Source organism: Nocardioides sp. T5 (assembly GCF_048161455.1).
Lineage (GTDB): Bacteria > Actinomycetota > Actinomycetes > Propionibacteriales > Nocardioidaceae > Nocardioides.
In genome coordinates, this window is the sequence record NZ_CP182415.1 from 4361120 (window position 1) to 4387804 (window position 26685).

Annotated in this window: 27 protein-coding genes; 8 read left to right on the top strand and 19 right to left on the bottom strand. The window is 72.0% G+C overall.

What is annotated here, in order from left to right:
• Window positions 1-3 precede the first annotated feature (3 nt).
• From ACNKF0_RS21335 to ACNKF0_RS21345, 3 genes are read right to left on the bottom strand one after another with little or no spacing between them, the layout of a single operon-like run.
• Window positions 4-477 carry a low molecular weight phosphatase family protein gene (locus ACNKF0_RS21335; protein WP_416954776.1) on the bottom strand — a complete coding sequence of 158 codons (474 nt, stop codon included), beginning with the start codon at window positions 475-477 and terminating at the stop codon, window positions 4-6.
• Window positions 474-1598 (bottom strand): ACR3 family arsenite efflux transporter, encoded by a 1125-nt coding sequence (arsB, locus tag ACNKF0_RS21340; protein WP_416954777.1) that lies wholly within the window; start codon window positions 1596-1598, stop codon window positions 474-476. Before arsB ends, ACNKF0_RS21335 begins: the two co-directional genes overlap by 4 nt.
• Window positions 1595-1984, bottom strand: a complete 390-nt coding sequence (locus ACNKF0_RS21345) for a metalloregulator ArsR/SmtB family transcription factor (RefSeq protein WP_416954778.1) — start codon at window positions 1982-1984, stop codon at window positions 1595-1597. The genes arsB and ACNKF0_RS21345 overlap by 4 nt, the downstream gene beginning before the upstream one ends.
• Window positions 1985-2071: 87 nt before the next feature.
• Between ACNKF0_RS21345 and ACNKF0_RS21350 the strand changes: the two genes are divergently transcribed.
• The gene (locus ACNKF0_RS21350) at window positions 2072-2767 is read left to right on the top strand and encodes a low molecular weight phosphatase family protein (protein WP_416954779.1); all 696 of its coding nucleotides are present in this window, start codon (window positions 2072-2074) and stop codon (window positions 2765-2767) included.
• Window positions 2757-3866 (top strand): ArsO family NAD(P)H-dependent flavin-containing monooxygenase, encoded by a 1110-nt coding sequence (locus ACNKF0_RS21355; protein WP_299926630.1) that lies wholly within the window; start codon window positions 2757-2759, stop codon window positions 3864-3866. Before ACNKF0_RS21350 ends, ACNKF0_RS21355 begins: the two co-directional genes overlap by 11 nt.
• Window positions 3867-3873: 7 nt before the next feature.
• Here the strand turns inward: ACNKF0_RS21355 and ACNKF0_RS21360 are convergent, their stop codons facing one another.
• The 8 genes from ACNKF0_RS21360 to ACNKF0_RS21395 form a co-directional block, all read right to left on the bottom strand.
• Entirely contained in the window at window positions 3874-4908 is a 1035-nt protein-coding gene (locus tag ACNKF0_RS21360) for a LacI family DNA-binding transcriptional regulator (protein ID WP_299926633.1), read from the bottom strand.
• 10 nt (window positions 4909-4918) lie between these two features.
• Complete coding sequence (locus ACNKF0_RS21365) at window positions 4919-6391, bottom strand: GH1 family beta-glucosidase (protein WP_416954780.1); 1473 nt, start codon at window positions 6389-6391, stop codon at window positions 4919-4921.
• Window positions 6388-7206 carry a carbohydrate ABC transporter permease gene (locus ACNKF0_RS21370; protein WP_299926639.1) on the bottom strand — a complete coding sequence of 273 codons (819 nt, stop codon included), beginning with the start codon at window positions 7204-7206 and terminating at the stop codon, window positions 6388-6390. Before ACNKF0_RS21370 ends, ACNKF0_RS21365 begins: the two co-directional genes overlap by 4 nt.
• Window positions 7203-8231 carry a carbohydrate ABC transporter permease gene (locus ACNKF0_RS21375; protein ID WP_416954781.1) on the bottom strand — a complete coding sequence of 343 codons (1029 nt, stop codon included), beginning with the start codon at window positions 8229-8231 and terminating at the stop codon, window positions 7203-7205. The genes ACNKF0_RS21370 and ACNKF0_RS21375 overlap by 4 nt, the downstream gene beginning before the upstream one ends.
• A 30-nt stretch (window positions 8232-8261) precedes the next feature.
• The gene (locus tag ACNKF0_RS21380) at window positions 8262-9545 is read right to left on the bottom strand and encodes an extracellular solute-binding protein (protein ID WP_416954782.1); all 1284 of its coding nucleotides are present in this window, start codon (window positions 9543-9545) and stop codon (window positions 8262-8264) included.
• A 260-nt stretch (window positions 9546-9805) separates the two neighbouring features.
• On the bottom strand, window positions 9806-11254 hold the full coding sequence (locus tag ACNKF0_RS21385; protein ID WP_416954783.1) for a flavin-containing monooxygenase: 1449 nt from the start codon (window positions 11252-11254) through the stop codon (window positions 9806-9808).
• 50 nt (window positions 11255-11304) lie between these two features.
• Window positions 11305-12036 (bottom strand): glutamine amidotransferase, encoded by a 732-nt coding sequence (locus tag ACNKF0_RS21390; protein WP_416954784.1) that lies wholly within the window; start codon window positions 12034-12036, stop codon window positions 11305-11307.
• Entirely contained in the window at window positions 12033-13181 is a 1149-nt protein-coding gene (locus tag ACNKF0_RS21395) for a CaiB/BaiF CoA transferase family protein (RefSeq protein ID WP_416954785.1), read from the bottom strand. Before ACNKF0_RS21395 ends, ACNKF0_RS21390 begins: the two co-directional genes overlap by 4 nt.
• A 126-nt stretch (window positions 13182-13307) precedes the next feature.
• On the opposite strand from ACNKF0_RS21395, the gene ACNKF0_RS21400 reads away from it, so the two are divergent.
• Together ACNKF0_RS21400 and ACNKF0_RS21405 are read left to right on the top strand one after the other, a co-directional pair.
• A complete protein-coding gene (locus ACNKF0_RS21400) occupies window positions 13308-13868 on the top strand; it encodes a PadR family transcriptional regulator (protein ID WP_416954786.1) in 561 nt (186 codons plus the stop codon).
• A gap of 1 nt (window position 13869) precedes the next feature.
• Window positions 13870-15909: an NADPH-dependent 2,4-dienoyl-CoA reductase gene (locus ACNKF0_RS21405; RefSeq protein ID WP_416954787.1), complete on the top strand. Its 2040-nt coding sequence runs from the start codon at window positions 13870-13872 to the stop codon at window positions 15907-15909.
• A 10-nt stretch (window positions 15910-15919) separates the two neighbouring features.
• On the opposite strand, the gene ACNKF0_RS21410 is transcribed toward ACNKF0_RS21405, so the two are convergent.
• A complete protein-coding gene (locus tag ACNKF0_RS21410; protein ID WP_299926668.1) occupies window positions 15920-16366 on the bottom strand; it encodes a cyclic nucleotide-binding/CBS domain-containing protein in 447 nt (148 codons plus the stop codon).
• 157 nt (window positions 16367-16523) lie between these two features.
• On the opposite strand from ACNKF0_RS21410, the gene ACNKF0_RS21415 reads away from it, so the two are divergent.
• On the top strand, window positions 16524-18209 hold the full coding sequence (locus tag ACNKF0_RS21415) for a long-chain-fatty-acid--CoA ligase (protein WP_299926671.1): 1686 nt from the start codon (window positions 16524-16526) through the stop codon (window positions 18207-18209).
• 48 nt (window positions 18210-18257) lie between these two features.
• A complete protein-coding gene (gene heR, locus ACNKF0_RS21420; protein ID WP_299926674.1) occupies window positions 18258-19034 on the top strand; it encodes a heliorhodopsin HeR in 777 nt (258 codons plus the stop codon).
• Here heR and ACNKF0_RS21425 read toward each other — a convergent pair.
• The 3 genes from ACNKF0_RS21425 to ACNKF0_RS21435 all read right to left on the bottom strand — a co-directional run bounded on the left by ACNKF0_RS21425 (window position 18990) and on the right by ACNKF0_RS21435 (window position 21905).
• Window positions 18990-19937 (bottom strand): SPFH domain-containing protein, encoded by a 948-nt coding sequence (locus ACNKF0_RS21425; RefSeq protein WP_416958601.1) that lies wholly within the window; start codon window positions 19935-19937, stop codon window positions 18990-18992. The two genes, heR and ACNKF0_RS21425, sit on opposite strands and share 45 nt — an antisense overlap.
• A gap of 5 nt (window positions 19938-19942) precedes the next feature.
• Window positions 19943-20401: an NfeD family protein gene (locus tag ACNKF0_RS21430; RefSeq protein ID WP_299926677.1), complete on the bottom strand. Its 459-nt coding sequence runs from the start codon at window positions 20399-20401 to the stop codon at window positions 19943-19945.
• Window positions 20402-20531: 130 nt separating this feature from the next.
• Entirely contained in the window at window positions 20532-21905 is a 1374-nt protein-coding gene (locus ACNKF0_RS21435; protein ID WP_416954788.1) for a short-chain fatty acid transporter, read from the bottom strand.
• A 145-nt stretch (window positions 21906-22050) separates the two neighbouring features.
• Here ACNKF0_RS21435 and ddaH point away from each other — a divergent pair, with 145 nt between their 5' ends.
• Window positions 22051-22815, top strand: coding sequence for a dimethylargininase (gene ddaH, locus ACNKF0_RS21440; protein ID WP_416954789.1), 765 nt, complete (start codon window positions 22051-22053; stop codon window positions 22813-22815).
• A gap of 235 nt (window positions 22816-23050) precedes the next feature.
• Here the strand turns inward: ddaH and ACNKF0_RS21445 are convergent, their stop codons facing one another.
• Window positions 23051-23578 (bottom strand): SOUL family heme-binding protein, encoded by a 528-nt coding sequence (locus ACNKF0_RS21445; RefSeq protein ID WP_416954790.1) that lies wholly within the window; start codon window positions 23576-23578, stop codon window positions 23051-23053.
• A 33-nt stretch (window positions 23579-23611) separates the two neighbouring features.
• Window positions 23612-24874, bottom strand: coding sequence for a DUF222 domain-containing protein (locus ACNKF0_RS21450; protein ID WP_416954791.1), 1263 nt, complete (start codon window positions 24872-24874; stop codon window positions 23612-23614).
• A 217-nt stretch (window positions 24875-25091) separates the two neighbouring features.
• On the opposite strand from ACNKF0_RS21450, the gene ACNKF0_RS21455 reads away from it, so the two are divergent.
• Window positions 25092-25646 (top strand): hypothetical protein, encoded by a 555-nt coding sequence (locus tag ACNKF0_RS21455; RefSeq protein ID WP_299926692.1) that lies wholly within the window; start codon window positions 25092-25094, stop codon window positions 25644-25646.
• Between the two features lie 66 nt (window positions 25647-25712).
• On the opposite strand, the gene ACNKF0_RS21460 is transcribed toward ACNKF0_RS21455, so the two are convergent.
• On the bottom strand, window positions 25713-26165 hold the full coding sequence (locus tag ACNKF0_RS21460; protein WP_299926695.1) for a hypothetical protein: 453 nt from the start codon (window positions 26163-26165) through the stop codon (window positions 25713-25715).
• Window positions 26166-26206: 41 nt separating this feature from the next.
• Window positions 26207-26611: a MarR family winged helix-turn-helix transcriptional regulator gene (locus ACNKF0_RS21465; RefSeq protein ID WP_299926698.1), complete on the bottom strand. Its 405-nt coding sequence runs from the start codon at window positions 26609-26611 to the stop codon at window positions 26207-26209.
• Window positions 26612-26685: the final 74 nt, after the last annotated feature.

Genomic DNA, 26685 nt, shown 5'->3' on the forward strand with positions numbered 1-26685 from the left:
GGCTCAGGCCTCGGTCAGCACCGACGGGGGCAGCTCGATGTCGGGCACCAGCTCGACCAGCAGGTCGCGGACGCGGCCGTCGAGGTCGGCGATGATCGCGCGCACGGTGGCCTCGTCCTGCCCGCCGGGGTCGGCGACCGGCCAGTCGACGTAGCGCACACCGGGCACGTAGGGGCACTCCTCGCCGCAGCCGAGGGTGATGGCCATGGTGCTGGCGGCGACCGTCTCCCGGGTCAGGAGCGTGGGCCGCTCGCGGGAGGTGTCGAGGCCGAGCTTCTCCAGCACGGCGGCGACCTCGGGGTGGATGTGGTCGCCGGGCTGGGTGCCGGCGGAGTGGGCGACGACCCGACCGCCCGCGTAGTGCTCGGTGAGCACCCGGCTGATCACGGAGCGACCGCCGTTGCGGACGCACGCGAAGACGACCTGCGGCGTGGTGTCGGCGGCTGGGCTGGCGCTGGCTGGGCTGGTGCTGGTCATCGCGTGGCTCCTGGGTCGGGGACGGTGGGTTCGGGGCTCGGCGCGTCGCGGAAGAACCGCCGGGCCCAGAGGCTGACGTAGACGAGGCCCACCAGTGCCGGGACCTCGATCAGGGGACCGACCACGCCGGCGAGGGCCTGGCCGGAGGTCACGCCGAAGACACCGATGGCCACCGCGATGGCGAGCTCGAAGTTGTTGCCGGCGGCGGTGAACGAGACCGCGGTGGCGCGTGGGTAGTCGAACCCGAGGAGGTGGGTCAGCAGCATCGAGCCGCCCCACATCAGGACGAAGTAGGCCAGGAGCGGGACGGCGATGCGCGCCACGTCGAGCGGCTGGCTGGTGATGGTGTCGCCCTGCAGCGCGAACAGCAGGACGATCGTGAACAGCAGGCCGTAGAGGGCGGCGGGCCCGATCCGGGGCAGGAACGTCGACTCGTACCACTCCCGGCCCCTGGCCCGCTCCCCGAGCGTGCGGGTGAGGAAGCCGGCGAGCAACGGGATGCCGAGGAAGACGAGGACGGACTTCGCGATCCCCCACACCGAGACGTCGAGCGCCGTCTGCTCGAGACCGAGCCAGCCGGGCAGGACCTGGAGGTAGAAGTAGCCGAGGAAGGCGAACGCCAGGATCTGGAAGACGGCGTTGATGGCCACGAGGATCGCGGCGGCCTCCCGGTCACCGCAGGCGAGGTCGTTCCAGATCAGCACCATCGCGATGCAGCGGGCGAGCCCCACGATGATGAGCCCGGTGCGGTAGTCCGGCAGGTCGGGCAGGAGGAGCCAGGCGAGGGCGAACATCAGCGCGGGCCCGACCACCCAGTTGAGGAGGATCGAGGCGCCGAGCATGCGCCGGTCGCTGGTGACGTGGCCCAGCTCGTCGTAGCGGACCTTGGCCAGGACCGGGTACATCATGACCAGCAGGCCGATCGCGATCGGCAGCGACACCGACCCGACCTCGACCGCGGCGAGCGCGTCGTCGAGCCCGTCGACCGTCCTGCCGAGGAGGAGCCCGACGGCCATCGCGACGCCGATCCACACCGGCAGGAACCGGTCGAGGGTCGAGAGCCGCTGGAGGACGGGGTCGGTCGCAGCGGCGGGTGCCGTCTCGCCGACGGTGTCACTCATGCGCCCGCCCCGGCCAGGGTCGGCGCCGGCGCCGCGGCGAAGAGGCTGCCGAGGGCGTGCATCGCCTCGGGGCGGGCGATGTAGTAGACCCACGTGCCGCGCTTCTCCCGGTGGAGGAGACCGGCGTCGTGCAGCACCTTGAGGTGGTGGCTGATGGTGGGCTGCGAGAGGTCGAAGTAGGGCAGCAGGTCGCACACGCACGCCTCGCCGCCCTCGTGGGACAGCACCAGCGACAGCAGTCGCAGTCGGGCGGGGTCGGCGACCGCCTTGAGCATCGACGCCGCGCCGGCCGCCTGCTCGACCGTGATCGGCTCGCGGGCGAGGGGCACGCAGCACGCGAGCCCGTCGGCGGTGGAGGGGACGCAACGGTCCGGTGACTTCGACATGTGTCTATGTTGACAGACGTCGATGCGGTGCGCCACCTTGGGACCCACGACATCGACCGATGTCGATATTGCTCCTGGAGGTCCGCCATGCCCCCGTCCCCGACCGATCCGGCTCTGGACCCGACCGTCTCAGGTGGACACCGCGACGCGATGGCCTCGGCGAGGACAGCGCTCCTCGAGGAGTTCGCCGGCACCTTCGCACCCGAGACCGTCGCCGCGTGCCTGGCGGACTCCTACGCGCTGCTGCTCCCGGCGAGCATCACCGCGCACGTCCCGCTGCTCGCCCACCGGTTCGCCCGCGAGCGCCTCCGCGCGGCGACCCGCGGCAGGACGGCGTACGACGGCGGCGTGGCGCGGGCGCCGATGGTGCTGTTCGTCTGCACCGCCAACTCCGGTCGCTCGCAGCTCGCTGCCGCCCTGGTCGTGCACCGCTCCGCCGGCCTCGTCGAGGTGGCATCGGCCGGCACCGCGCCCGGCCCCGCGGTGCAGGCGGAGGTCGTGGCCGCACTGGCAGAGATCGGCATCGACGCCTCCGACCTCTTCCCCAAGCCGCTCACCGACGAGGTGGTGGCAGGCGCCGACGTCGTCGTCACCATGGGGTGCGGGGACTCCTGCCCGGTCGTGCCGGGGCGCCGCTACCTCGACTGGGGTGTCGCCGACCCGGCGGGGCAGGACCTCGACGCGGTCCGCGCGATCCGCGACGACATCGACGCCCGGGTGACCGGGCTGCTCGCCGGACTGCGTGGCCCACGCGGGGCGTACCTTGCCCCTCATGCCCCCTGAACCCGTCGATGTCGAGGTCGCCGTCGTCGGTGGAGGACAGGCCGGGCTGGCCACCGGCTTCTACCTCAGGCGGGCCGGGCTCGCGCCGGGGCGCGACCTCGTCGTCCTCGACGCGGCGGACCGACCGGGCGGTGCGTGGCCCCGCACCTGGGACGGGCTGCGCCTCTTCTCCCCGGCCGGCTACTCCTCCCTCCCCGGCTGGATGATGCCGCCGTGGGACGACGCGACCCGCGGCTACCCGCCCCGCGACCACGTCGTCGACTACCTGACGCGCTACGAGCAGCGCTACGACCTCCGCGTGCTGCGTCCGCGCCGGGTCGAGGCGGTGACCCGGGCCGACGACGACCCCGACGGCCGGCTGCTCGTCACGGCCGGCGACCGCTCCTGGGCCGCGCGGGCCGTGGTGTCCGCGACGGGCACCTGGGAACGGCCGTTCTGGCCGACCTACCCCGGGATGCGGACGTACGCCGGCCGGCAGCTGCACGCCGCCGACTACCGGGTCCCCGACGACTTCGCGGGCCAGCGGGTCGTGGTCGTGGGCGGCGGCAACTCCGCCGCCCAGGTGCTGGCCGAGGTGTCGACCGTCGCGCAGACCACGTGGGTCACCGCGCGGGAGCCGCGGTTCCTGCCCGACGACGTGGACGGCCGGGTCCTCTTCGCGACGGCGCGCGAGCGGATCGCCGCGCTGGAGCAGGGCCGCGAGCACGCCGGGGTCGCGGGCCTGGGGGACATCGTCATGGTCGCGAGCGTCAAGGAGGCGCGCGACCGAGGTGTGCTGCGGGCCCGCCCCGCGTTCAGCCGCCTCGACCGCGACGGCGTCGTGTGGGCCGACGGGTCCCGCCAGGACTGCGACGCCGTCATCTGGTGCACCGGCTTCCGACCCGCCCTGCGCCACCTGCAGCCGCTCCGGCTCCACACCCGTGACGGCCACGTGCGCGTCGGTGGCCCGTCAGGGACGGCCGCCCTCGACGAGCCCCGGCTCCACCTCGTCGGCTACGGCGACTGGACCGGCCCGGCGTCCGCCACCCTGGCGGGCGTCGGACCGTCGGCGAGGGCCACCGCCGCCACGATCGAGCAGCGGATCTCGTCCCCGGCCTGACCGGGATTCAGGCGCTGCCGCGCCGCACGAGCGTCGGCGGGATGATCACCCGCATCGGACGGCTGGAGGCGGGGTCGTCGACGCGCTCGAGCAGCAGCCGGGTCGCGCGCTCGGCCATCTCGGTGACCGGCTGCCGGACGGTGGTCAGGGCCGGAGAGGTGCGCTCGGCGACGCCGAGGTCGTCGAAGCCGACGACAGCGATGTCGTCGGGGACCCGGCGACCGAGCTCGGCGAGCACCCGCAGGGCGCCGGCGGCCATCAGGTCGGAGGCCACGACCAGGCCGTCCAGGTCGGGGTGGCGCTCCATGAGGGCGCGCGCCGCGGCCTCGCCGCTGGCCTCGGTGAAGTCCCCGTGCTCGACCGCGTCGGCGGGAAGGCCGGCGGCCGACACCGCCTGTCGCCACCCGGCGAGCCGGTCCTCGGCAGCAGTCATGTCGGCGGGTCCGGCGATGGTGCCGATGCGGGTGCAGCCGCGCGCGAGCAGCGCCTCGGTCGCCTCGCGCTCCCCCGCCACGTTGTCCACGTCGACGTACGCCACCCGGTCGCCGCCGGTCCACGGACGACCGCCGAAGACGCAGGGCAGGCCGATGTCGGCGAGGTGCTCGGCGAGCCGGTCGTCGCGGTGGTGGGACGTGACCAACGCACCGTCGACGTGCCGGTTGGTGAGGTAGCGCAGGGTCCGTGCCGTCGACGCGCCCGGTCTCGCGAGCAGGAGCACCAGCTGGATGTCACGCTCGGCGAGGACCCGGTTGACGCCGCGCAGGGTGCCGGCGAAGAACGGGTCGGAGAAGACCCGGTCGTCGGGCTCGGGCACGACCACGGCGATCGAGTCCGTACGCCGTGTGACGAGGCTGCGGGCCGCCGGGTTGGGGACGTAGCCGAGCGTGCGCACCGCCGTGTCGACGGCCGACTGGGCGCGCGCGCTCACCCGCTGGCCGCCGTTGATCGCGCGCGAGGCCGTGGCCCGGGAGACACCGGCGACCCGGGCCACCTCGTCGAGGGTGGGCTGACCCGCGCCGGCCGGGGTGCGCGAAGTGGTCACGCGCGACACGCTAGTCGGCCGCGTCGTCCGGCGCTGGCAGGACGCCGGTGCGGGCCAGCTCGGCGTACCAGTGGGCGCTCGACTTGGGCGTACGACGCTGGGTGGCGTAGTCGACGTGGACGAGGCCGAAGCGCTTGGCGTAGCCGAAGGCCCACTCGAAGTTGTCGCAGAACGACCACTGGTAGAACCCGCGGACGTCGACGCCCTCCTCGATCGCCCGGTGCACAGCGCGCAGGTAGGAGTCGAGGAACGCGATCCGGTCGGGGTCGTGCACCCGCCCCTGCTCGTCGAGCCGGTCGTCGAAGGCGGCGCCGGTCTCGGTGAGGTGGATCGGGAGGTGGGGGTAGTCGTCGTGGAGGCGGCGCAGCAGCCGGTGGAGGCCCTCGGGCTGGATCTCCCACCCCATGGCGGTCAGCGGGAGCCCGCGGCTGGGGAAGGTGACGTGCTCCGAGCCCGGGAAGGGCGAGAGCGCGACCCGGGCGGGGTGGTCGGCACCGATGCCGACGACGTCCGTGCGCGGGTGACCCGAGACCTCGTTGCCGTGGTAGTAGTTCACGCCCAGCACGTCGATCGGGGCCGAGATGACGTCGAGGTCGCCGTCGCGCACCGCGTCGAGCCAGGGCCGGTCCTGCCAGGTGAGCCCGGCGGTGTCCTCGAGCACGTCGGCCGGGTAGGCGCCCCGGAAGATCGGGTCGAGGAAGAACCGGTTGTGGAGGCCGTCGATCCGCCGCGCGGCGTCGACGTCGACCGGATCGGCTGGGTCGCTCGGGTCGGGCACCGTGAGGTTGAGGCTCAGCCCCAGCCGGTCGGCGCCGCGGCTGCGCAGCTCCTGGGTCGCGAGGCCGTGGGCGAGCAGCAGGTGGTGGCCCGCGACCAGGCCGGCCGCCCCCTCCTGCCGCCCCGGGGCGTGGTGTCCCGCGGAGTAGCCGAGGAACGCCGAGCACCACGGCTCGTTGAGCGTGGTCCACGTCGGCACCCGGTCGCCGAGCGCCTCGTGCACCGAGACGGCGTACTCGACGAAGCGGTGCGCGGTGTCGCGGTTGGTCCAGCCGCCGGCGTCCTCGAGGACCTGCGGCAGGTCCCAGTGGTAGAGCGTCAGCCACGGCGCGATCCCGTGGGAGAGCAGCTCGTCGACGAGCCGGTCGTAGAACGCGAGGCCGGCGGGGTTCACCGGTCCGGCGTCGGGGCGCACGCGCGGCCACGCCACCGAGAAGCGGTACGACGTCGCGCCGAGGTCGGCGAGCAGCGCCACGTCGGCGGGCATGCGGTGGTAGTGCTCGCAGGCCACGTCGCCGGTGTCGCCGCCGAGCACGGCACCGGGGATGCGGGAGAAGGTGTCCCAGATCGACGGCGTACGTCCGTCCTCGGCGACGGCCCCCTCGATCTGGTAGGACGCGGTCGCCATCCCCCACACGAAGTCGGGCGGGAACTGGACGGTGGTGGCCGGGCTGGTCCCGGTCGTGGTCGTGGTCTGCACGCTCATCCCTTGACTGCTCCTTGCATGATGCCGGCGACCATCTGGCGGCCGGTGAGGACGAAGAGGACCAGCAGCGGGATCGTCGACAGCGTGGCGCCGGCGAGGACGAGGCTGTAGTCGACGTAGTAGCCGCTCTGCAGCTGCTGGAGGGCGATCTGGACGGTCGGGTTGCTGGCGGGCAGCACGATCAGCGGCCAGAAGAAGTCGGTCCACGTGGCCATGAAGGTGAACAGCCACAGGATCCCGGCGGCCGGACGCGCCGCCGGCAGGGCGACGGTCCAGAAGGTGCGGAAGAGCGAGCACCCGTCGACCCGCGCCGCGTCGATCAGCTCGTCGGGAAGGGCGTCGAGGAGGTACTGCCGCATGAAGAAGACGCCGAACGCGGTCACCAGGCTCGGCACGATCAGCGCCCACAGCGAGCCGACCCAGCCGAGCTTGGCCATCACGATGAAGAGCGGGATGACGCCGAGCTGGGTGGGGACGGCCAGGGTCGCCACGACGAAGACGAGCATCGGCGTGCGCCCGCGGAAGGTGAGCTTGGCGAACGCGAACCCCGCGAGGGTGGAGAAGAAGACGACCGACGTCGCGACCGTGCCGGACACGATCAGGCTGTTGCCGAGCGCCTTCCAGAAGGGTACGGCGTCGAACGCGCGCTGGGCGTTGTCCCAGAAGTGGCCGCCGGGAAGCAACGGCGGCACCCGCTTGGTCAGCACCTCGCGGCTGTGGGAGCCGACGAGGAAGGACCAGTAGAGCGGCGCGCACGAGCCGAGCACGAACGCGGTCAGCAGGCCGTAGACGAAGAAACCTGGTCGGCGGTTCACCGGCGTGCTCCCTTCAGAGGTGCGGACCGTCGGTGGTGCCCCTTCAACGTCCCGGCCCGTCGGCTGACGAGCAGGTTGACGAGCGCGAAGACGACGATGATGAGGAACAGCAGCCACGCCACCGCCGAGGCCATGCCGAGGTCGCGGACCCGCCAGCCGAGCTCCCAGAGGTACATCGTGAGCGTCTGGTACTGCCGGTCGGAGCCGCCGAGGCCCTGGGTGTCGAAGAGCCGCGGCTCGGCGAAGATCTGCAGCCCGCCGATGGTGGAGGTGATGATCACGAAGATCACGGTCGGCCGGATCATCGGCACGGTGATGGAGGTGAACTGCCGGATCCGCCCGGCGCCGTCGAGGGCGGCCGACTCGTAGACGTCGCGCGGCACGGCCTGCATCGCGGCGAGCAGGATGAGCGCGTTGTAGCCGGTCCAGCGCCAGTTGACCATCGACGCGATCGCGACGTGGCTGGCGAGGGTGTCGACGTGCCAGCGGATCGGCTCGAGCCCGATCCAGGTGATCACCTCGTTGGCCAGGCCGTAGCGGTCACCGAAGACGTTGCCGAAGATCAGGGCCACGGCCGCCGGCGCGACCACGAACGGCAGCAGCACGCTCATCCGCCACAGCGTCCGCGCCCGCAGCTGCGTGTCGAGCAGGCCGGCGAGCGCGAGAGCGATGAGCACCTGCGGGATCGAGGAGAGCAGGAAGATGCTGATCGTGTTGCGCAGCGCGTTCCAGAAGTAGCGGTCCTCCAGGACCCGGCGGTAGTTCTCGAGGCCGGTGAAGTCGCCCTGCCCGGACAGCAGGCCCCACTGGTGCACCGACACCCATGCCGTGTAGCCGAGCGGGAACATCCCGACCACGAGGAACAGCACGAAGAACGGCGAGACGAAGAGGTAGGGCGAGACCTTGGCGTCGAGCATCGTGAGCCGCTGCCGCCAGGCAGGTCGTCGTACGACGTCACGCCGCGGCTGTCGTGGCCGGTCCCCCGTCGGGGACACCGAGGCACCGGTGTCCCCGACGGGCTTCACGGCAGTGGAACCTGCCTCCATCGCCGTGGCTCAGCCCAGCCGGTCGACGTCGGCGAGGAAGGAGTCCCAGGCCTCGTCGGCCGACTCCTTGCCCTCGTCGACGCGCTGGATGGCCTGCTGGAACGCCGTGTTGATGTCGGCGAACTTCGGACCCTTGTGGGCGATGAAGGGCACGGCCTCGGCGCGGTCGGCCAGGATCTGGCCCGTCGGGGCGCCGTTGAAGAACTCGTTGGTCGACCCGGTCAGCGCCGGGTCGGTCAGGGCGTCGACCTGGCTCGGGAACGTGCCCTTCGCCTCGAACGCCTTGATCTGCTGCTCCGGAGCGGTCAGCCACTTGGCCAGCTCCTGGGCCTCCTCGACGTTGTCACCCTGCGCCGGGACGGTCAGGTAGGAACCGCCCCAGTTGCCGCCGCCGCCGGGGAAGACGTTGGCGATGTCCCAGCCCTCGACGCCGTCGGCGTTGCCCTCGATGACGCCGAGCATCCAGCCCGGGCAGGCCATGGTGGCGAAGCCGTCGTTCTGGAAGGAGGCGGTCCAGTCCTCGCTCCACTGCACGAGGTTGGTGGAGAGTCCCTCCTCGGACAGCGAGGTCACGGTGTCGAAGACCTCCTTGACCTCCGGGTTGTCCGCGGCGATGACGGTGTTGTCCTCGTCCTCGAAGGAGTACTCGACCTGGTTGATCATGGCCTGCGCGGTCGCGCCGGAGGAGTCGTACCAGGCGACGTCGGGGACCTTATTGACGAACTGGCGACCGGCCTCGAAGTAGTCGTCCCAGCTGCCGAACATCTGCGCGACCTTCTCGCGGTCGGTGGGCATGCCGGCCTTCTCGAACAGGTCGGACCGGTAGCAGATGCCCTCCGGGCCGATGTCGGTGCCGTAGCCGATCAGGGCCCCGTCGGGCGTCGTCGCGGCCTCGGTCTTCCAGTCGAGCCAGCGACCCTCGACCTCGGGGTCGGAGAGGTCGGTGAAGGCGTCGGACTGCTCCATGAGCGCGGACCACCAGTCGACCTCGATCGCCTCGATGTCGGAGAGACCCGACCCGGCGGCGAGCTTGGTGTAGAGGTTGTCCTGGTGCTCGTTGGCCGTGCCGGCCTTCTTCTGCTCGACGACGACGTCGTCCTGCATCGCGTTGTACTCCTCGATGAGCTCCTCGTAGCCGAACTCGTTGAAGGTCGCGACGGTGAGCTTGGTCTTGCCGTCCGCGGTCGCGCCGTCGTCGTCACCGCCGCCGCACGCGGCCGCGGTCGTTGCCAGGGTGAGCGCCAAGATCGCGCTCGAGGCGAGTCGGAATCGCCGGGTCTTCGATGTCTGCACCACTGCACTCCTGCCGTCCTGCGGGGCGCCGGGCTGGTTGCCGGCCGGAAGGTGGACGTCAGCGGTGTGAGAGCGCTTCCACTTGCGTCCGGCAGCCACTATGACCGCCGTCACATCAGCCTGTCAACGGTCGGCGGGCGGATCGTCCCCGAAATATGGGAGCGCTTCCACTGGCAGACGTGGACTGACGTCATGGGAAAGCGACGTTCGAACCGCGGATTCCCATGACGTCCCGGGCCGGTTCGGCCACGTGGCACCCGTCAGGACCAGCGGAGTACGCCGTCGTCGAGCGGCGCGCGACGGATGGTCCGCGCGTCGTGGAGGTAGCTCTGCTTGAGCGTCCAGGGGGCGCGGGTGCCCTGGCGCGGGAGCGTGTGGACGACGCGCTGGACGTAGCCGGCGTCGAAGTCCATCAGCGGGACCTCCTCGACGTCGGGGTCGCGCACCGGCACGACCGACCGGGTGCCGGTGGCCCGCAACCGCTGCAGCAGCCGGACGACGTACTCCGCGACGAGGTCGGCCTTGAGCGTCCACGAGGCGTTGGTGTAGCCGATGGTGAAGGCGAAGTTGGGGACTCCCGAGAGCATCATCGCCCGGTAGGCCATGGTGCTGCTCGGCTCGACCCGCTCGCCGTCCACGCTCAGCTCGGCGCCGCCGAAGACCTGGAGGTTGAGGCCGGTCGCGGTGACGACGACGTCGGCCTCGACCCGCTCCCCCGACTCCAGCTCCAGGCCGGTCTCGGTGAAGGTGGCGATGCGGCCGGTGACGACGTCGGCGCGACCGTCCGTGATGGCCCGGAACAGGTCGCCGTCGGGCACCAGGCACATCCGCTGGTCCCATGGGTCGTAGGTCGGCCTGAAGTGGGTGTCGACGGCGTAGCCGGGCGGGAGCTGGGCGACGTTGGTCCTGCGGACGAGGCCGCGCACCAGGTCGGGGCGGCGCCGGCTGGCGCGGTAGAGCGCGGACTGCAGCGCGATGTTCTTCCACCGCGTCGCGACGTAGGACCGCTCCTCCCCGACGAGCCTGGTCAGCCGGCCCTTCACCTTGTCCTTCGCCGGCACGGAGAGGACGTACGTCGGTGAGCGCTGCAGCATGGTGACGTGCGCGGCGCCGCTGCTGGCGAGGGCGGGGACGAGGGTCACGGCGGTGGCGCCGGAGCCGATGACGACGACCTGCTTGCCCGTGTGGTCGAGGTCGCCGGGCCAGTGCTGGGGGTGGACGACCTGTCCGCGGAAGCGCTCCTGGCCCTCGAAGTGCGGCGTGTGGCCGGCGTCGTAGTCGTAGTAGCCGCTGCACGCCCACAGGAAGTCGGCGGTCATCGCGCGCTGCTCGCCGGCGACCTCCGCGACGACCGTCCAGCGCGCGGTGGTCGAGTCCCAGTCGGCCGAGACGACGCGGTGGCCGTGGCGGACGTGCCGGTCGACGCCGTACTCCCGGGCCGTGTCGCGCAGGTAGTCGAGGATCGAGGCGCCGTCGGCCAGCGCGGTGTCGCCGCGCCACGGCCGGAACCGGTAGCCCAGGGTGTGCATGTCGGAGTCGGACCGCACGCCCGGGTAGCGGAACAGGTCCCACGTCCCGCCGCTGACCTCGCGCCGCTCCAGGACGGCGTACGACGTCCCCGGCAGGTCCTTGGCGAGGTGGGCCGCCGCTCCGATGCCCGACAGGCCCGCCCCGATGATCAGCACATCCACGTGCTCGGCACTCGTCACGACCCGAGCCTAGGTCAGTCGAGGGCGGAATGTAACTGCGAGTTACCCCGTCAGCGCGCGTGGAGCTCCACGAAGCGGGCGAGCAGCCGCACCGGCTCGGTCACCAGCGCCTCGCGGGCGGCGGCCTTGAGCTGCTCCTGCTCGTGCGGCTCGTAGTAGCCGTGGGCGCTGTAGGCGTCGATCCGGTCGCAGATCGCGACCGGGTCGAGCTCGGGGTGGAACTGGGTGGCGTAGACGTTGCGGCCGATCCGGAAGGCGTGGACCGGGCAGGTGTCGGTCGAGGCCAGCAGCACCGCCCCGTCGGGCAGCCGGGCCACGGCCTCCTTGTGGCCGAGGTAGGCCGCGAACTCCGCCGGCAGGGCGCCGAAGAGCGGGTCGGCGCGGCCCTCCTCGGTGAGCCGCACCGGCAGCGCGCCGATCGGCTCGCCGAAGGTCCGGTCGACCACGCCTCCCCGCAAGGTGCCGAGCACGCCGATGCCGTAGCAGGCGCCGAGGAACGGGACGTCCGCCTCGACCACCCGTACGGCGAGGGCGTGCAGCTCGGCCTCCACTCGCCGCTGGACCGGCGACTTCGCGTCGTCGGGGTCCGACCTGTTGAAGGGGCCACCGCCCAGGATGATCCCGGACCAGTCGTCGAGGTCGACGTCTCCGAGGGGGCGCTCCTCGAGGCGCACCCGCACCAGCTCGTCGGGTCGCAGGCCGCAGCCGGTGAGCACGGCGTCGTACTCCTGCTGGGCGACGTCGTCCTCCGCGCGGGTGCCGAGGAAGAGGAACGGCTTCACGCCTGCGTCGCCGCCCCGCCGGCGATGAGCGCGTCCACGTCCTCGAGGCCCCAGGCAATGAGCGCGTCGCGGGTGTGCTCGCCCGGCAGGGCGGGCGCGCTGCGGATCGTGGAGGCGGTTCGCGAGAAGCGCGGCGCCGGGGCCGGCTGGGTGACGCCGTCGTGCTCGACGAAGGTGCCCCGCGCGGCGAGGTGCGGGTGCGCGGGCGCCTCGGCAAGGGGTACGACGGGCGCGACGCAGGCGTCCGTGCCGTCGAAGACCTCGGCCCACTCGGCCTGCGTGCGCTCCTTGAAGCGCCGGATCAGGGCACCGCGGATGGTGGCGTGGTTCGCCGGGTCGTCGCGGTCGGGCAGCTCGACGCCGATGCGCTCGACCAGCGCGGCCCAGAACTGCGGCTCGAGCGCGGCGACGCTCACGTGCTCGCCGTCGGCGGTCTCGTAGACGTCGTACCAGGGGGTGCCGCCGTCGAGCAGCCCCTCGCGACGTCGCCCGGTGTCGAGGCCCATCGCGGCGAAGGTGGAGGCCATGGCGTTGAGGTGCGCCGTGCCGTCGACGATCGCGGCGTCGACGACCTGCCCGCGACCACTGGCGCGGGCCTCGAGGAGCGCGGCGAGGATGCCGATGACGAGGTAGGTGGAGCCGCCGCCGAAGTCCCCGAGCAGGTTGCTCGGGAAGTGCGGCCGGTCGCGGTCCTGCCCGAGGCCGTGGAGGGCGCCGGTGATCGCGATGTAGTTCATGTCGTGACCCGCGGCCTGGCTCCACGGCCCGTCCTGGCCCCAGCCGGTCATCCGGCCGATGACCAGGCGCTCGTTGCGGGCGTGGCAGTCCTCAGGGCCCAGCCCGAGCCGCTCCATCGCCCCGGGACGCATCCCCTCGACCAGCACGTCGGCGCGTTCGACGAGCTCGAGCACCGCCTCGACCGCCTCGGGTCGCTTGAGGTCGAGCGCGACGCTCGGGCGGCCACGATTGAGCACGTCCTTCTCCCCCATGCCGAACATCCCGCCGCCCGGCCGGTCGATCCGCAGCACGTCGGCACCCAGGTCGGCCAGCAGCATGCACGCGTGCGGCCCCGGCCCGATGCCGGCGACCTCCACCACCCGCACGCCTCGCAGCGGCCCGGTCCCCTGCCCCAGCTCGTACGTCATGCGGCTGATCATGACAGCAGCGCTGTCACCGTCGCGAGGGTCGGGGTCGCCCCCCGGGGACTCCCCGCTCGAGCGGGGATCGCTCGGGGTTGCAACTCGTTGCATAGGTCGGGCACCATGGCCCGCATGGCCCTCGAGCACGCCCTCCTCGTCGCGCTGAGCGAGCGCCCGGCGAGCGGGCTCGAGCTGACCCGGCGGTTCGAGAAGTCGCTCGGCTTCTTCTGGCACGCCACCCACCAGCAGATCTACCGCGTGCTCGCGCGGATGGAGGCCGACGGGTGGGTGCGGGTCGAGGTCGTCGCCCAGGAGGGGCGCCCCGACAAGAAGGTCCACACCCCCTCGGAGGCTGGTCGTCGCGTGCTCGCGGAGTGGCTGGCCGAACCGATGGCGATGGAGACCTTCCGGAGCGAGCTGGCGGTCAAGCTGCGCGGGGCGTCGTACGGCGACCGCGCGAGGCTGCTGGACAACCTCCGCGCCGCGCGGGCCGAGCACGCGACCCGGCTCGCGCACTACGAGCAGCTCGAGCGCGAGCAGTTCCCCGACCCCACCGACCTCACCGGGCCCGAGCTCGACCAGTGGTTGGTGCTGCGCGGCGGCATCCGCCTCGAACGCTTCTGGATCGACTGGACCACCGACTACCTGCACGCCCACGGCAGGGACCCCGAAAACGGCACGAAGAAGGACTGACATGACGCACCCCCGCTACCCCCACCTCCTCGAGCCGATCACCCTCGGTGCCGGGCCCGACGCGCTGACGCTGCGCAACCGGGTCGTCATGGGCTCGATGCACACCGGGCTCGAGGACCACCCGTGGGACATCGACAAGCTCGCGGCGTTCTTCGAGGAGCGGGCACGCGGCGGCGTCGGCCTGATCATCACGGGCGGCTACGCCCCGACCAAGCGCGGCTGGCTCAAGCCGTTCGCCAGCGAGATGACCAACCGCCTCCACGCGAAGCGGCACGAGCGGGTCACGGGTGCGGTGCACGAGGCCGGTGGCGCGATCGCGCTGCAGGTGCTGCACGCCGGGCGCTACGGCTACCACCCGTTCTCGCAGAGCGCGTCGGACAAGAAGTCGCCGATCACGCCCTTCAAGCCGAGCGCGATGTCGAGCAAGGAGGTCGACCACACCGCGACCGCCTTCGCCAAGAGCGTCGTGCTCGCCCGCAAGGCCGGCTACGACGCCGTCGAGATCATGGGCTCCGAGGGCTACCTCATCAACCAGTTCCTCGCCGCCCGCACCAACGACCGCGACGACCAGTGGGGCGGCTCGCCCGCGCGTCGGATGCACTTCGCCGTCGAGGTCGTACGCCGCTCGCGCGAGCTGGTCGGCCCCGACTTCCCGATCGTCTACCGGATCTCCCTGCTCGACCTCGTCGAGGGCGGGCAGACCTGGGAGGAGGTCGCCGAGCTCGCGCTGCACCTGCAGGCCGCCGGCGTCACCGTCTTCAACACCGGCATCGGCTGGCACGAGGCGCGGGTGCCGACGATCATCACGCAGGTCCCCCGCGGCGCCTGGCGCTCGCACACCGCCCGCCTCAAGGAGGTCGTCGACGTCCCGGTCTGCGCCTCCAACCGGATCAACACCCCCGAGCTCGCCGAGGACATCCTCGCGGCCGGGGAGGCCGACCTGGTCTCGATGGCGCGCCCGCTGCTGGCCGACCCGGCCTTCGTCGCCAAGGCGATGGACGAGCGCGCCGACGAGATCAACACCTGCATCGCCTGCAACCAGGCCTGTCTCGACCACGTCTTCAGCAACGAGCGGGCCTCCTGCCTGGTCAACCCGCGCGCCTGCCACGAGACCGAGCTCGTGCTCATGCCCACCCTCCGCAAGCAGACCGTCGCCGTCGTCGGCGCCGGCCCCGCCGGGCTCGCCGCCGCGACGAGCGCGGCCGAGCGCGGCTTCGCGGTGACCCTCTTCGAGAAGTCGCCCGAGCTCGGCGGCCAGTTCCGTCTCGCGATGGCAGTCCCGGGCAAGGAGGACTTCGCCGACACCCTGCGCTACTTCACCCGTCGCCTCGAGGTGCTCGGCGTCGACGTACGCCTCTCGTCCGCGGCGACCGCCGCCGACCTCGCCGGCTTCGACCAGGTGGTCGTCGCGACGGGCGTGCAGCCCCGCATCCCGGAGATCCCCGGCATCGACCACCCGTCCGTGGCGTCGTACGCCGACGTGCTGAGCGGCGCCGTCGTGCCGGGCGAGCGGGTCGCCGTGATCGGCGCGGGCGGCATCGGTGTCGACGTCAGCGTGTTCCTCACCCACGAGCACGAGGACCTCGACGACTGGATGGCCCACTGGGGCGTCGGCGACCCCGCGCTGCACGAGGGCGGCCTGGTCGAGGCCAAGCCGCGCACGCCCGCGCGCGAGGTGACGCTGGTGCAGCGCAAGACCACACCGATCGGCATCGGCCTGGGCAAGACGTCGGGCTGGGCGCACCGCGCGGTGCTCAAGCAGTCCAAGGTCACCCAGGTCAGCGGCGCGACCTACGACCGCATCGACGACGCGGGCCTCCACGTCACCGTCGACGGCGTCCCGCGGGTGATCGAGGCGGACACGATCGTGGTCTGCGCCGGCCAGGACTCCGTGCGGGAGCTGTACGACGACCTCGACGGGTCCGGCGCCCACCTGATCGGCGGCGCCACGGTGCACCTGATCGGCGGAGCCGATGTGGCCGCCGAGCTCGACGCCAAGCGCGCGATCAAGCAGGGCACGGAGGTCGTCGCCGGGCTGTGACGCCCGGGCGTCACTCCTGGCGCACCACGACCCGGGTGCCGCTCGGGACCACGACCACGTCCTCCTCGTGGGCGGCGACGTCGACGAGGACCTCGAACAGGTCGCGCATCGAGACGAAGCCGGCGATCTCGGCACCCTGGAGCACCGGGAGGTGCCGTACCTGCGCCTCCACCATCCGCCGCGCCGTGTCGAGGATCCGGTCGTCCGGGCTGACGGTGACGAGGTCGGTGGCCATCACGTCCGCGGCCGTCACGTGGTCGGGGTTCGCCCCCTGCGCCAGGTGCTGCACGACGTCGCGCTCCGACACGACACCGACGAGGTGCCCGCCCTCGACGACGCCGAGGGCGCCGATGCCGTCGGCCGCCAGCGCCTCGGCGACCTCGAGCAGGGAGGCCTCACCGGGCACGGTCGCCACCGGCCACACCATCACCCGGGCGACCACGTCGGTGGGATGCATGCTGCGTCTGCTGCTGGTGATCACGGTGGCCTCCACTCGGCGTCTGCTGGTGACCCGAGCCTCCTCCGCGGTGGGCGCCGGCGTCAGGGGCCTTGGTCCCCGGCGGGTGGGACCGACTGCCCCTGTGGCCCGGCTCCCGGGGCGATACGTTGGCACCGTGCCGGCTCAGCAGCCCCCGTGGGCAGACTCCTACGCGCCCGGGGTGCCCCTGCACCTCGACTACGGCGACACCACGGTGCTCGACCTGTGGGAGGGCGCCGTGCGGCGGCACCCCGATCGGCCGGCGCTGGACTTCCTGGGGCGGGTCTCGACCTACGCCCAGGTGGACGACGAGGTACGCCGTGTGGCGGGCGGCCTGCACGCGATCGGCGTACGTCCCGGCGACAACGTCGCACTGGTGATGCCCAACTGCCCGCAGAACGTCATCGCCTTCTTCGCGGTGCTGCGCCTCGGGGCGACCGTCGTCGAGCACAACCCGCTCTACACCGCGTCAGAGCTGCGCCACCCGTTCGTCGACCACGGCGCCCGGGTCGCGATCGTCTGGGACAAGGTGGTGCCGGTCGTCGAGGAGCTCGTCGACGGCTCGGCCGTCGAGCACGTCGTCGCGGTCGACCTGACCACCCGGCTCCCGTGGACCAAGCGCCTCGCGCTGCGCCTGCCCGTCCCGAAGGCGCGTGCGGCCCGCGACCAGCTGACGTCCCCGGCGCCGCAGGTCATGCAGTGGTCCGAGCTGGCCTCCGGCGTGCCGCTGGACGACTCACACCCGCGGCCCCGAAAGGACGACGTCGCGCTCCTGCTCTACACCTCCGGTACGACCGGCGTGCCCAAGGGAGTGCCGCTGCGGCACCGCAACCTCGTCGCCAACGTCGTCCAGGGCCGCGCCTGGGTGTCGGGGCTCGAGGAGGGCGAGGAGTCCTTCCTGGTCGCGCTGCCGCTGTTCCACGCGTACGGCGTCACGGTGAGCGTGCTGCTCGGAGTGGCCCTGGCCGCCAAGCTGGTGCTGCTGCCCAAGCCCGAGATCGGCCTGATCATGGACGCCATCGGGCGCGAGGTGCCGAGCTTCGTGCCCGCGGTGCCGCCGCTCTACCAGCGCATCGTCGACGAGGCGGAGCGCCGCGGGGTCTCGATCCGGGGCATCCGCTACGCCCTGTCCGGGGCGATGCCGCTCCCGGCCCGGCTCGTCGAGCGCTGGGAGGCCGCCACCGGCGGGCTGCTCGTCGAGGGCTACGGCCTGACCGAGACGTCACCGGTGATCGTCGGCAACCCGATGACCAGCGCGCGGCGCCCGGGCGCGATCGGCGTGCCCTTCCCCGACGTGGAGATCCGCATCGCCGACCCCGAGGACCTCGACCGCGAGGTGCCGCAGGGCGAGCGCGGCGAGCTGCTGGTGCGCGGTCCGCAGGTCTTCTCCGGCTACCGCGGGCTCCCGGAGGAGACGGCGGCCGCCTTCCACGACGGGTGGTTCCGCACGGGGGACGTGGTGACCATGTCGCCCGACGGCTTCCTGACGATCGTGGACCGGATCAAGGAGATCATCATCACCGGCGGGTTCAACGTCTATCCCTCCGAGGTCGAGGCCGTGCTGCGCACCCACGCCGGGGTCGTCGACGTGGCGGTGGTGGGCCTGCCGCACGACGACGGTGGCGAGGAGGTCGTCGCGGCCGTCGTGCTCGTGGAGGGTGTGCCGGTGGAGCCCGACGAGCTGCGCGCGCACTCCCGCCAGGGGCTCACCCCCTACAAGGTGCCGCGGCGGGTGGTGTTCGTCGACGAGCTGCCGACCAACCCGATGGGCAAGGTCCTGCGCCGCGAGGTGGTCGAGCGGCTGCGACCGTCGCGCGACTGACCTGCCGCTCGCCCGCCGGCGCCAGCCGCGAGGCCTCATGATGGGGGCATGACCACGTCCGACGTGACCGCGACCGGTGTCGACCAAGCGTCCCTGGGGTCGTTGCGGCGCTGGAACCTCGCCCTCACCCTGCTGCACCTCGGGCAGGCGGTCGCGGTGCTCGCGCTGGCGACGGACTTCGCGATCACGATCACCCGGACGCTGCCCACGGGCCCTCCCGGTTCGGCACCGGCCTCGCCCGAGGCACTCGTCGACCTCCCGATCGGTGCCACCATCGCGGTCTTCCTCCTCCTGGCGAGCCTCGACCACCTGCTCACGGCGACCGTCGCGCGGCGCACCTACGAACGCGACCTGCGGGGCGGGATCAACCGGTTCCGCTGGGTCGAGTACTCCTTCAGCGCCACGATCATGGTCGTGCTGATCGCCCTCTACTCGGGCGTCGTCGACATCGCGGCCCTCATCGGCATCATCGGCGCCAACGTGGCGATGATCCTCTTCGGCTGGCTCCAGGAGTCGGCCAACCCGCCCGGCAGCCCGACCCGGACGATGAAGCCCTTCTGGTTCGGCTGCGTCGCCGGAGCGACGCCGTGGATCGCCATCGGCTACAACCTCGTCGCCGCCGAGGAGGTGCCCGGGTTCGTCGTCGGCATCTTCGTGTCGCTGTTCGTCTTCTTCAACAGCTTCGCGCTCAACCAGTGGCTCCAGTACCGCGGCCTCGGGCCCTGGCGGAGCTATGCGTTCGGCGAGAAGGCCTACCTCGTGCTCAGCCTGGTCGCCAAGTCAGCGCTCGCGTGGCAGATCTTCGGAGGGTCGCTGGCTTCGTAGGGCGCGGGGAGGTCGCTGCTCGGGCGTGGTCCGGTCATCGGTCGCGGGGTGTGTCCCCGCATCCCCGCCGCGATCGGCCGTGAAGGCCGACGTCACGGTCCGCATCGCCTCGCTGAGCTCGCCGGGGATCACGAAGTAGCCGTTGCCGTTCTCCGCGAGGCGCGGCAGCATCTCGAGGTACTTGTAGGCGAGCACCTGCGGGTCGGCGTCGTTGTCGTGGACGGCCTGGAAGACCCGCTCCAGCGCCCGGGCCTCCCCCTCCGCCTCCAGGATCTTGGCCTGCTGACGGCCCTCGGCAGTGAGGATCAGCGACTGCCGCTCACCCTCGGCGTGCAGGATCACCGCGCGCTTGTCGCGCTCGGCGCGCATCTGCTTCTCCATCGCCTCCTGGATGCTGCGCGGCGGGTCGATCGCCTTGATCTCCACCCGGTTGACCCGGATCCCCCACCGTCCCGTCGCCTCGTCGAGGACCTCGCGCAACCGCTCGTTGATGGTCTCGCGCGAGGTGAGCGTGCTCTCGAGGTCCATCGAGCCGATGAGGTTGCGCAGGGTGGTGACCGTCAGCTGGTCGATCGCGCGGAGGTAGTCGGTGACCTCGTACGCCGCCGCCCGCGGGTCGGTGATCTGGTAGTAGAGCACCGTGTCGATGGCGACCACCAGGTTGTCCTCGGTGATCACCGGCTTGGGCTCGGAGGTGTAGACGTGCTCGCGCACGTCGAGCTTGGTGTTGACCCGGTCCACCAGCGGGATGATCAGGTTCAGCCCCGGCTGGAGGGTGCGCTGGTAGCGACCGAACCTCTCGATGTTGTAGCGCCGCGCCTGCGGCACGATCCGGATCGACGAGGCCACCACGAAGGCGACCAGGGCGGCCAGCACGACCAGGGGCACCCACAACAGTTCCATCGCACTCACGTCTCTCTGGGTAGGGGCTCGAGCAGGGCGTCACGGGGGTGCACCAGCGCGGTCGCACCCGCGATCTCGAACACGTCGACCTGCACCCCGGCCGGGATCACCAGCCCCTCGACGTAGGGCCGCGCCGACCAGTCCTCACCGGAGAGGTGCACCACGCCGCCGGCAGCGCTGACCTCGCTCGTCACCACGGCGGACCGACCCACGAGCGCGTCGGTGCCCTCGCGCGAGACGGGCGGCAGCGCGAGGTGCCGCTTCGCGATGGGCCGTACGGCGATCAGCCCGATGCCGCCGGTCACCGCGAAGACCAGCAGCTGCACCGGTACGGACGCGCCGACGCCCGCAGCGACGGCCGCTGCGAGAGACGCAGCCGCAAGGAGGCCGAACGCCAGCGTCAGCGTGAGGAACTCCGCCACGCCGAGGAGCACTGCGGCAATCAGCCAGGCAAGCCACCACATCGCACGTCCAACCAAGGGGGTGCTTCAAGAGTACGACGCCGGGGAAGGCACGAGGACTGGGTGAGCCCGGAGATCGCCGGGACGATCCGCGACCACGGGGCCGGGGTCGACGGTCCCCGCCCCGGCCCGGCTACCCCGCCCCGACGAGGAGCATCGTCCCCGCGAAGACCAGGCCGGAGGCGATCATCGTGACCAGGGTGTAGCCGAGGATGTCGCGGAGCTTGAGGCCAGAGATGGCCAGCACCGGAAGGGCCCAGAAGGGCTGGATCATGTTGGTCCACTGGTCGCCGTAGGCGATCGCCATGATCGTCACGGACGGGTCGACACCCAGGCGGGCCCCGGCGTCGAGCATCACCGGTCCCTGCACGGCGAACTGCCCGCCGCCCGAGGGCACGAAGAAGTTCACCACCCCCGCCGAGAGGAAGGCCAGCAGTCCGAAGGTCGACGGCCCGGCCGTGTCGACGATGAAGTCGGAGAAGACGGTGATCAGCCCCGAGGTGGCCATGATCCCCATGATCCCGGCGTAGAGGGGGAACTGCAGCAGGATCTCGCCCACGTTGGACGCGGCGTTCTTGACGAGCGCGATCAGCTCGAGCGGGCTGCGCACGAGCAGGAAGATCAGCGCGAGGAAGGTCCAGTTGACGATGTCCAGGGTCGCGGTGCCGCCGTCCGCGTAGTGGATGACGAGGTACGCGACGAGGGCAAGGCCCACCATCAGCGTGAGGACGCGGCTCGCGTCGACGCGGTCGGCCGGCGTGACGACCTCGTCGTCGATCACGATCTCGTCGTCGAAGCGGGCGTCGGCCTTCATCTCCACGACGTCGTCGCCGGCGCGAGGCGCGACGAGGGCGATGCCGATGCCCACTGCGGCGATCGTGACGACGATCGCGAGCAGGTTCCACCAGGCGAAGGTGGTCTCGCTGATCGGGATCGTCTCCCCGAGCTGCTCGGCGATGAACGAGCCCTCGGTCGCCGCCGTCAGGGTGCCGGAGCCGGAGTAGCCCATGTGCCAGATCACGTAGCCGGAGTAGCCCGCCGCCACCAGCAGCGGGAAGTGCAGGGCCAGGCCCTTCTCCCGCCCCTGTCTGGCGACCTCGACGGCCAGCAGCACTCCGACGACGAGGCCGAGGCCCCAGGTGATGAGGGAGGCAACTGCGGCGACCCCGAAGACGAACAGGTAGCCCTGCAGGGCCGTCCTCGGCAGGCCACCCAGGGTGGCGAGGAGCCGACGTACCGGGCCGGTGTTGGCCAGGGTGTGGCCCAGCAGCAGGATCAGCGCCATCTGGGTCATGAACGCCAGCAGCCCCGACAGGCCGTCACCCCAGCCGCGTACGACGTCGGCCGGGCCGGCGTCGGTGAGCAGCAGCGCGAGGATCGCCACGACGAAGGTGAGCACGATGGCGAAGACCAGAGCACTGGGGATGAAGCGCTCGACGACCGAGTTGATCGGCCGCATCACCCCCGACAGTCCCGGAGATCGTTCCTTCTCGCTGGTCCTGGGCATGACGATCTCTCCTCGTCCTCGAGACACGGGGTCGGGGGTCACCCTTCGATGGGAGGGATCGGATGTCAAGGCGGACCGACACGGGCTGCAGCCCCCCGACACGGCCTGCTGCCCGGCCACGGCCAGGCACTGCGAAGATCGACGGGTGAACCGTCGCGCCCTCGTCCGCCGCCCCAGCCCCCGCCTCGCCGAAGGCCTGCTGACCCACATCGACCGCGTCCCGGTCGACCTCGACCTCGCGCAGCGCCAGTGGGAGGCCTACGTCGCCGCGCTGCAGGCCGAGGGCTGGGAGACGATCGAGGTCCCGGCGGCCCCCGACTGCCCGGACTCGGTGTTCGTCGAGGACACCGTGGTGGTGTACGACGACCTGGCGGTCATCACGCGCCCCGGAGCCGACGAGCGCAAGGCCGAGGTCGCCGGCACGGAGCAGGCGCTGCGCGACCTGGGCTACCGGATCGCCCACATCGAGTCGCCCGGCACCCTCGACGGCGGCGACGTGCTCAAGCACGACGGCACGGTGTGGGTCGGGCTGGGCGGACGCACCAACCAGGCCGGCATCGACCAGCTCGCCGAGCACCTCGGCCCGCTCGGCGCTCGCGTGGTCGCCGTACCGCTGACGAGGGCGCTGCACCTCAAGTCCGCGGTCACCGCACTCCCCGACGGCACCGTCGTCGGGTGGGAGGAGGTCGTCGACGACCCGTCCACGTGGGACTCGTTCCTCGCGGTCCCCGAGGAGCCCGGCTCGCACGTCGTGCTGCTCGACAAGCGGACCGTGCTGATGTCCGCGGCCGCACCCCGCACCCGGGCGCTCTACGAGGACCGCGGGCTGCGGGTGGTTACGGTCGACGTCACGGAGTACGAGAAGCTCGAGGGCTGCGTCACCTGCCTGTCCGTGCGGCTGCGCGGCTGAGGGCTGCGCGCGGGGTTGCCCGCGCGCACCCGGGTTCGTCCGCGCGCGGCCGGCACCGACGGGCCGGGTCGGAGACCCGGCCGCCGGGCAACCCCTGCCGATGTGGTCGGACCACTGTTCACGGATCCCGGTCGCCGCGCAGGTCGAGCCTGCGGAGCCCGGTCGCCCCAGGGGTGGGGCGAGGCCTCGAGGCTAGCCCGCGGCACGTCGGACGCGCACGCGCATTGAGCTGACGTCAATCATGTGGATCCGCCACCGGTACGACGACCTCGTTGCGCCGCAGGAACCACGGCGTCCACGGCGGGTCGAAGCGCGCGAACCGCGGCCGTCCGACGACCTCGAGGCCGGCCGTGTCGAGGGCGACGAGGAGGCGGCGGGCGTGCTCGTCGTACCGGTCACGCGTCCAGCGCCCGGAGAACCTCAGCGCAGCGGCCGTGTGTGCCGGGACCGCCCGCAGGCGGACGTCGGGGTCCGTCGGGTCGGGAGCGCCGGCGAGGTCGAAGTCGGCGGGCATGACGAAGCCGACCACGAAGCGGCCGGCCGTTTCGCCCTCAGCCTCCTGGACGACCGGCGCGGTCATCGCGACCTTGCGGGACTGGGTGTTGCGCCCGCCGATGTAGCCCACGAGCCGTCGGAAGGAGGTGTTCCCGGCACCCTCGAACGTCGCAGTCACCCGCGTCTCGGCGACGACGTGCTCGGGGTAGCGGCGCAGCTCGAAGCCGGGGTGCTCGCGCACGACCTCGTAGGGCTGCTGCTCGGTCATGGCTCCACTCTCCCGCTGCAGGCAAGGTGCTCCTCACGTCCGCCTGGTGAAGCGGACCTTGCCGTGCTTGTCGAGGGAGTGCTGGAACGTCGGGTCGTGGATGCGTCGGTGGTGGGGCGGGCAGAGCAACCGACCCTTCTCGACGCTCGTCCCGCCGCCCTCACCCCAGGACACCTCGTCGTGGTGGGCCTCGGTCATCGCAGGTGGGGCGTCGCAGCCGGCGGCGGTGCACCCGCCGTCGCGGACCCCCATCGCGATCCGTTGGGCCTCGGTGTGGAAGCGCCGCTTGCGGCCCACGTCAAGCGGCACGCTCGGTCCGCCGAGCACCACGGGGATGATGCCCGCGCGGCAGGCGATCCGTCGCGCCTCGCCGGCGCTGATGCGTCCGCCGGTGTCGAGCGAGGCCGCCTTGATACCGCCGAGCAGGGTCTCGAGGTCCATGGTCACGACCACCGTTGCGGCCACGCCGCCGGCCTTGGGCGCCGGCGCCGACGATCGGGTCTCGATGTAGTCCATGAACGCCCGGCCCACCCGGTGCCGGCTCAGCGGCGCGGGCCGCTCCTCGTCCGTCACAGCTCCGGTCGCGCCCTTCCTGCACTCGCGTGCGACGCGGGCCTTCAGGTCCTTCATGAGCATCGCGCCGTAGCGCGACGGAATGGTGAAGCGACCGTGGCACGTGCCGTGCCCGTCGTCGACCATGGTGAACGAGGCTGCAGCCACGGCGTCGGCCTCCTCGCCCTCGAGGCGGCGCGCCTCCTCCGCGTCAGCGGCCGCGGGGTCGACCGCCTCGAGCACCCGGCGCCCCAGCGTGCGGAGGTCCTTCGCGTCGTGCTCGGCCGCCTTGTCGAGCAGGAACCGGGTCGCAGCGGCCGGCACCCACTCCTCCACCGCGTCGGGCAGGTCGTCCACCGCGTCGACGATCACGCGGGCCTGGTCGCTGCGCAGGTCGCCGGTCGCCAGCCCGTGGGCGACCTCGTCGTGGTCCTCCAGTGCCTTCGCCAGCCGCGCCGTCCGGTGCGCCTCGGCACGGGTGGTTCGGGTCGCGTGCGACCACCAGTTGGTCGTCGACGTCGCCCCGGTGCCCATCCCGGCACCCACCGCCTCCGCCTGCCGCAGGACGCGCATCAGCAGCGCGTCGAGCTGGCCCCGGACCCGGGTCAGCGACAGCAGCGCCGCCTCCGTGTCCTGGGTCGACATCGACCACAGCGGCCGCTCGGACAGTGACGCGAGGTCGGCCTCCAGCCACCGCGCGAACGCCACCACGTCGTGGTCGTCGAAGTGCGCGATCGCTGTCATGCACGCACTCTTCCAGAGGGCACCGACACTGAGGGCGGGTCGCTGACCGGTCCTGTGGAACAGTCCAGTGGTAGATCGATCCCTCGCCTGTCGGCACCTTCGAGGAGACCCCCTGAAGACCGAGTACCACGCCTTCGTCGACGGAGATGTCGGACGATGCGGCGCCATCCTTCGCCACCTCGAGCCGCGGAGCCTGCGGACGCGCACAGTGTTCAAGATGGGCGAGGACGGTCCCCTCTACCTCGTGGACCACGTCGTCGATCACGACGGTGACGCTCGACGGTGGCGACGGTTCGCGTACGCCTCGCCCAGCTCGGAGAGCCAGCACTACGGCACACGAGATGCCGACGGCACGGTCCACGTGGACGGCGCGCCGGCGCCGTCGCTCACCGACACGATCGGCGCCTATGGCGAGCACCTGGTCCTGAGGCAGATGCTTCGCGACGATGCGGACGCCGTGTCCTACCTGCAGTTCGACGAGAGCGAGCCCGACCAGGACCCACAGGCGGCGGAGCTGCACAGGATCGGGATCGAGGCCACGCAGCTGCTGGACGGCTCCAGCGTGGACGCCGAGCGCATCCAGCTCGTCCTGGCCGGACACCGCACCAACGCGCACTGGTGCATCGACGGTGTCGTCGTGAAGTCCGACTGGTGTGGCGCTCAGTCGTTCTTGGTCGACGACCTCGACGCTCTCCGCGCGGGGCTCGACTCGGAGGTGGCGGCGCGGATCAGCGAGTTCGCTGAGCAAGCGGCCGACGGAGGCAGCGACTAGCCGCGGGGCTCGAGACCGCATCCAGCTGGACCACCCGTGAACGGCGGCCGGAGCCCCAGGGTCGAGTCAGTCCTGCTCCTCCGACGGCGGGTCGAGGGAGTGGAGCAGCGTGTGCTGCAGCTTGCTCCATTGGTTGCTCCAGGCCTGGAGCGGCGCCAGCGAACGCTCGAGGACCTCGAGCTGGTCGTCCAGGACGGACAGCTCGGCCTCGATGGCCTGGATGGTCAACCGCTTGGCGCGGATCTCCCTCATGACGATCTCGAGCTCGGCTCCGACCTGCGGGGCCGACTCGACGACCTCCCGCATGGACGTGAGCATGTGGTCGGCCGTCGAGAGGACCGACCCGGGGACGACCGCCTGCGCACCCGCCCCTCCCACCTTGGCGATCTGCTCCACCAGCATCCGTGTGCTGCTCAAGAACCGGTCCGTCGCCGAGTGCACGATGCCCGGGTGGTTCTTGTGGTCCTGCGGCGGCCCGTCGCCGGACCCCTCGGCCTCCACGCTGTCGTCCTGGTCCATGTCTCCCAGTGTCGCGCACGTCCGGCGCGGCTGGCCGCCGCTCACGCCCAGGGGTCGGTGATCCCCCGCAGCATCCGCATCGTCTCCTCGAGCTCCCTCATCCGTGCGGTGCCGACGTGCTCCTCCCACTCCCCGAGCGCCCGGGCGACCTCGGCGTTCGCCTCGGCGCCGACGGTGCGGGCGCGGTCGGTGAGGCGGACGAGCTTGGCGCGGCCGTCGGCGGGATCGGGGACGCGCTCGACGTAGCCGGCACGTTCGAGCTGGTCGACGAGGGACGTGGCGGACTGCTTGGTCGTGCGCGCCCGGGCGGCGAGCGTGACCACCCGGGTCCCGTCGGGATCGATCTGCGCCATCAGCCGCGCCTGCGTCGGCGTCAGGTCGTCGGCGCCGGCGGCGACAGCGGCGTCGTACGCCCGCGCCTCCAGCGACCGGGAGGCGACGTACATCAGCACTCCCACGTTGGGGTCTGGAGAGGGCGTTGACGTGTGCGTGGCCACAGGTGCATATTAGTCAGACAGTC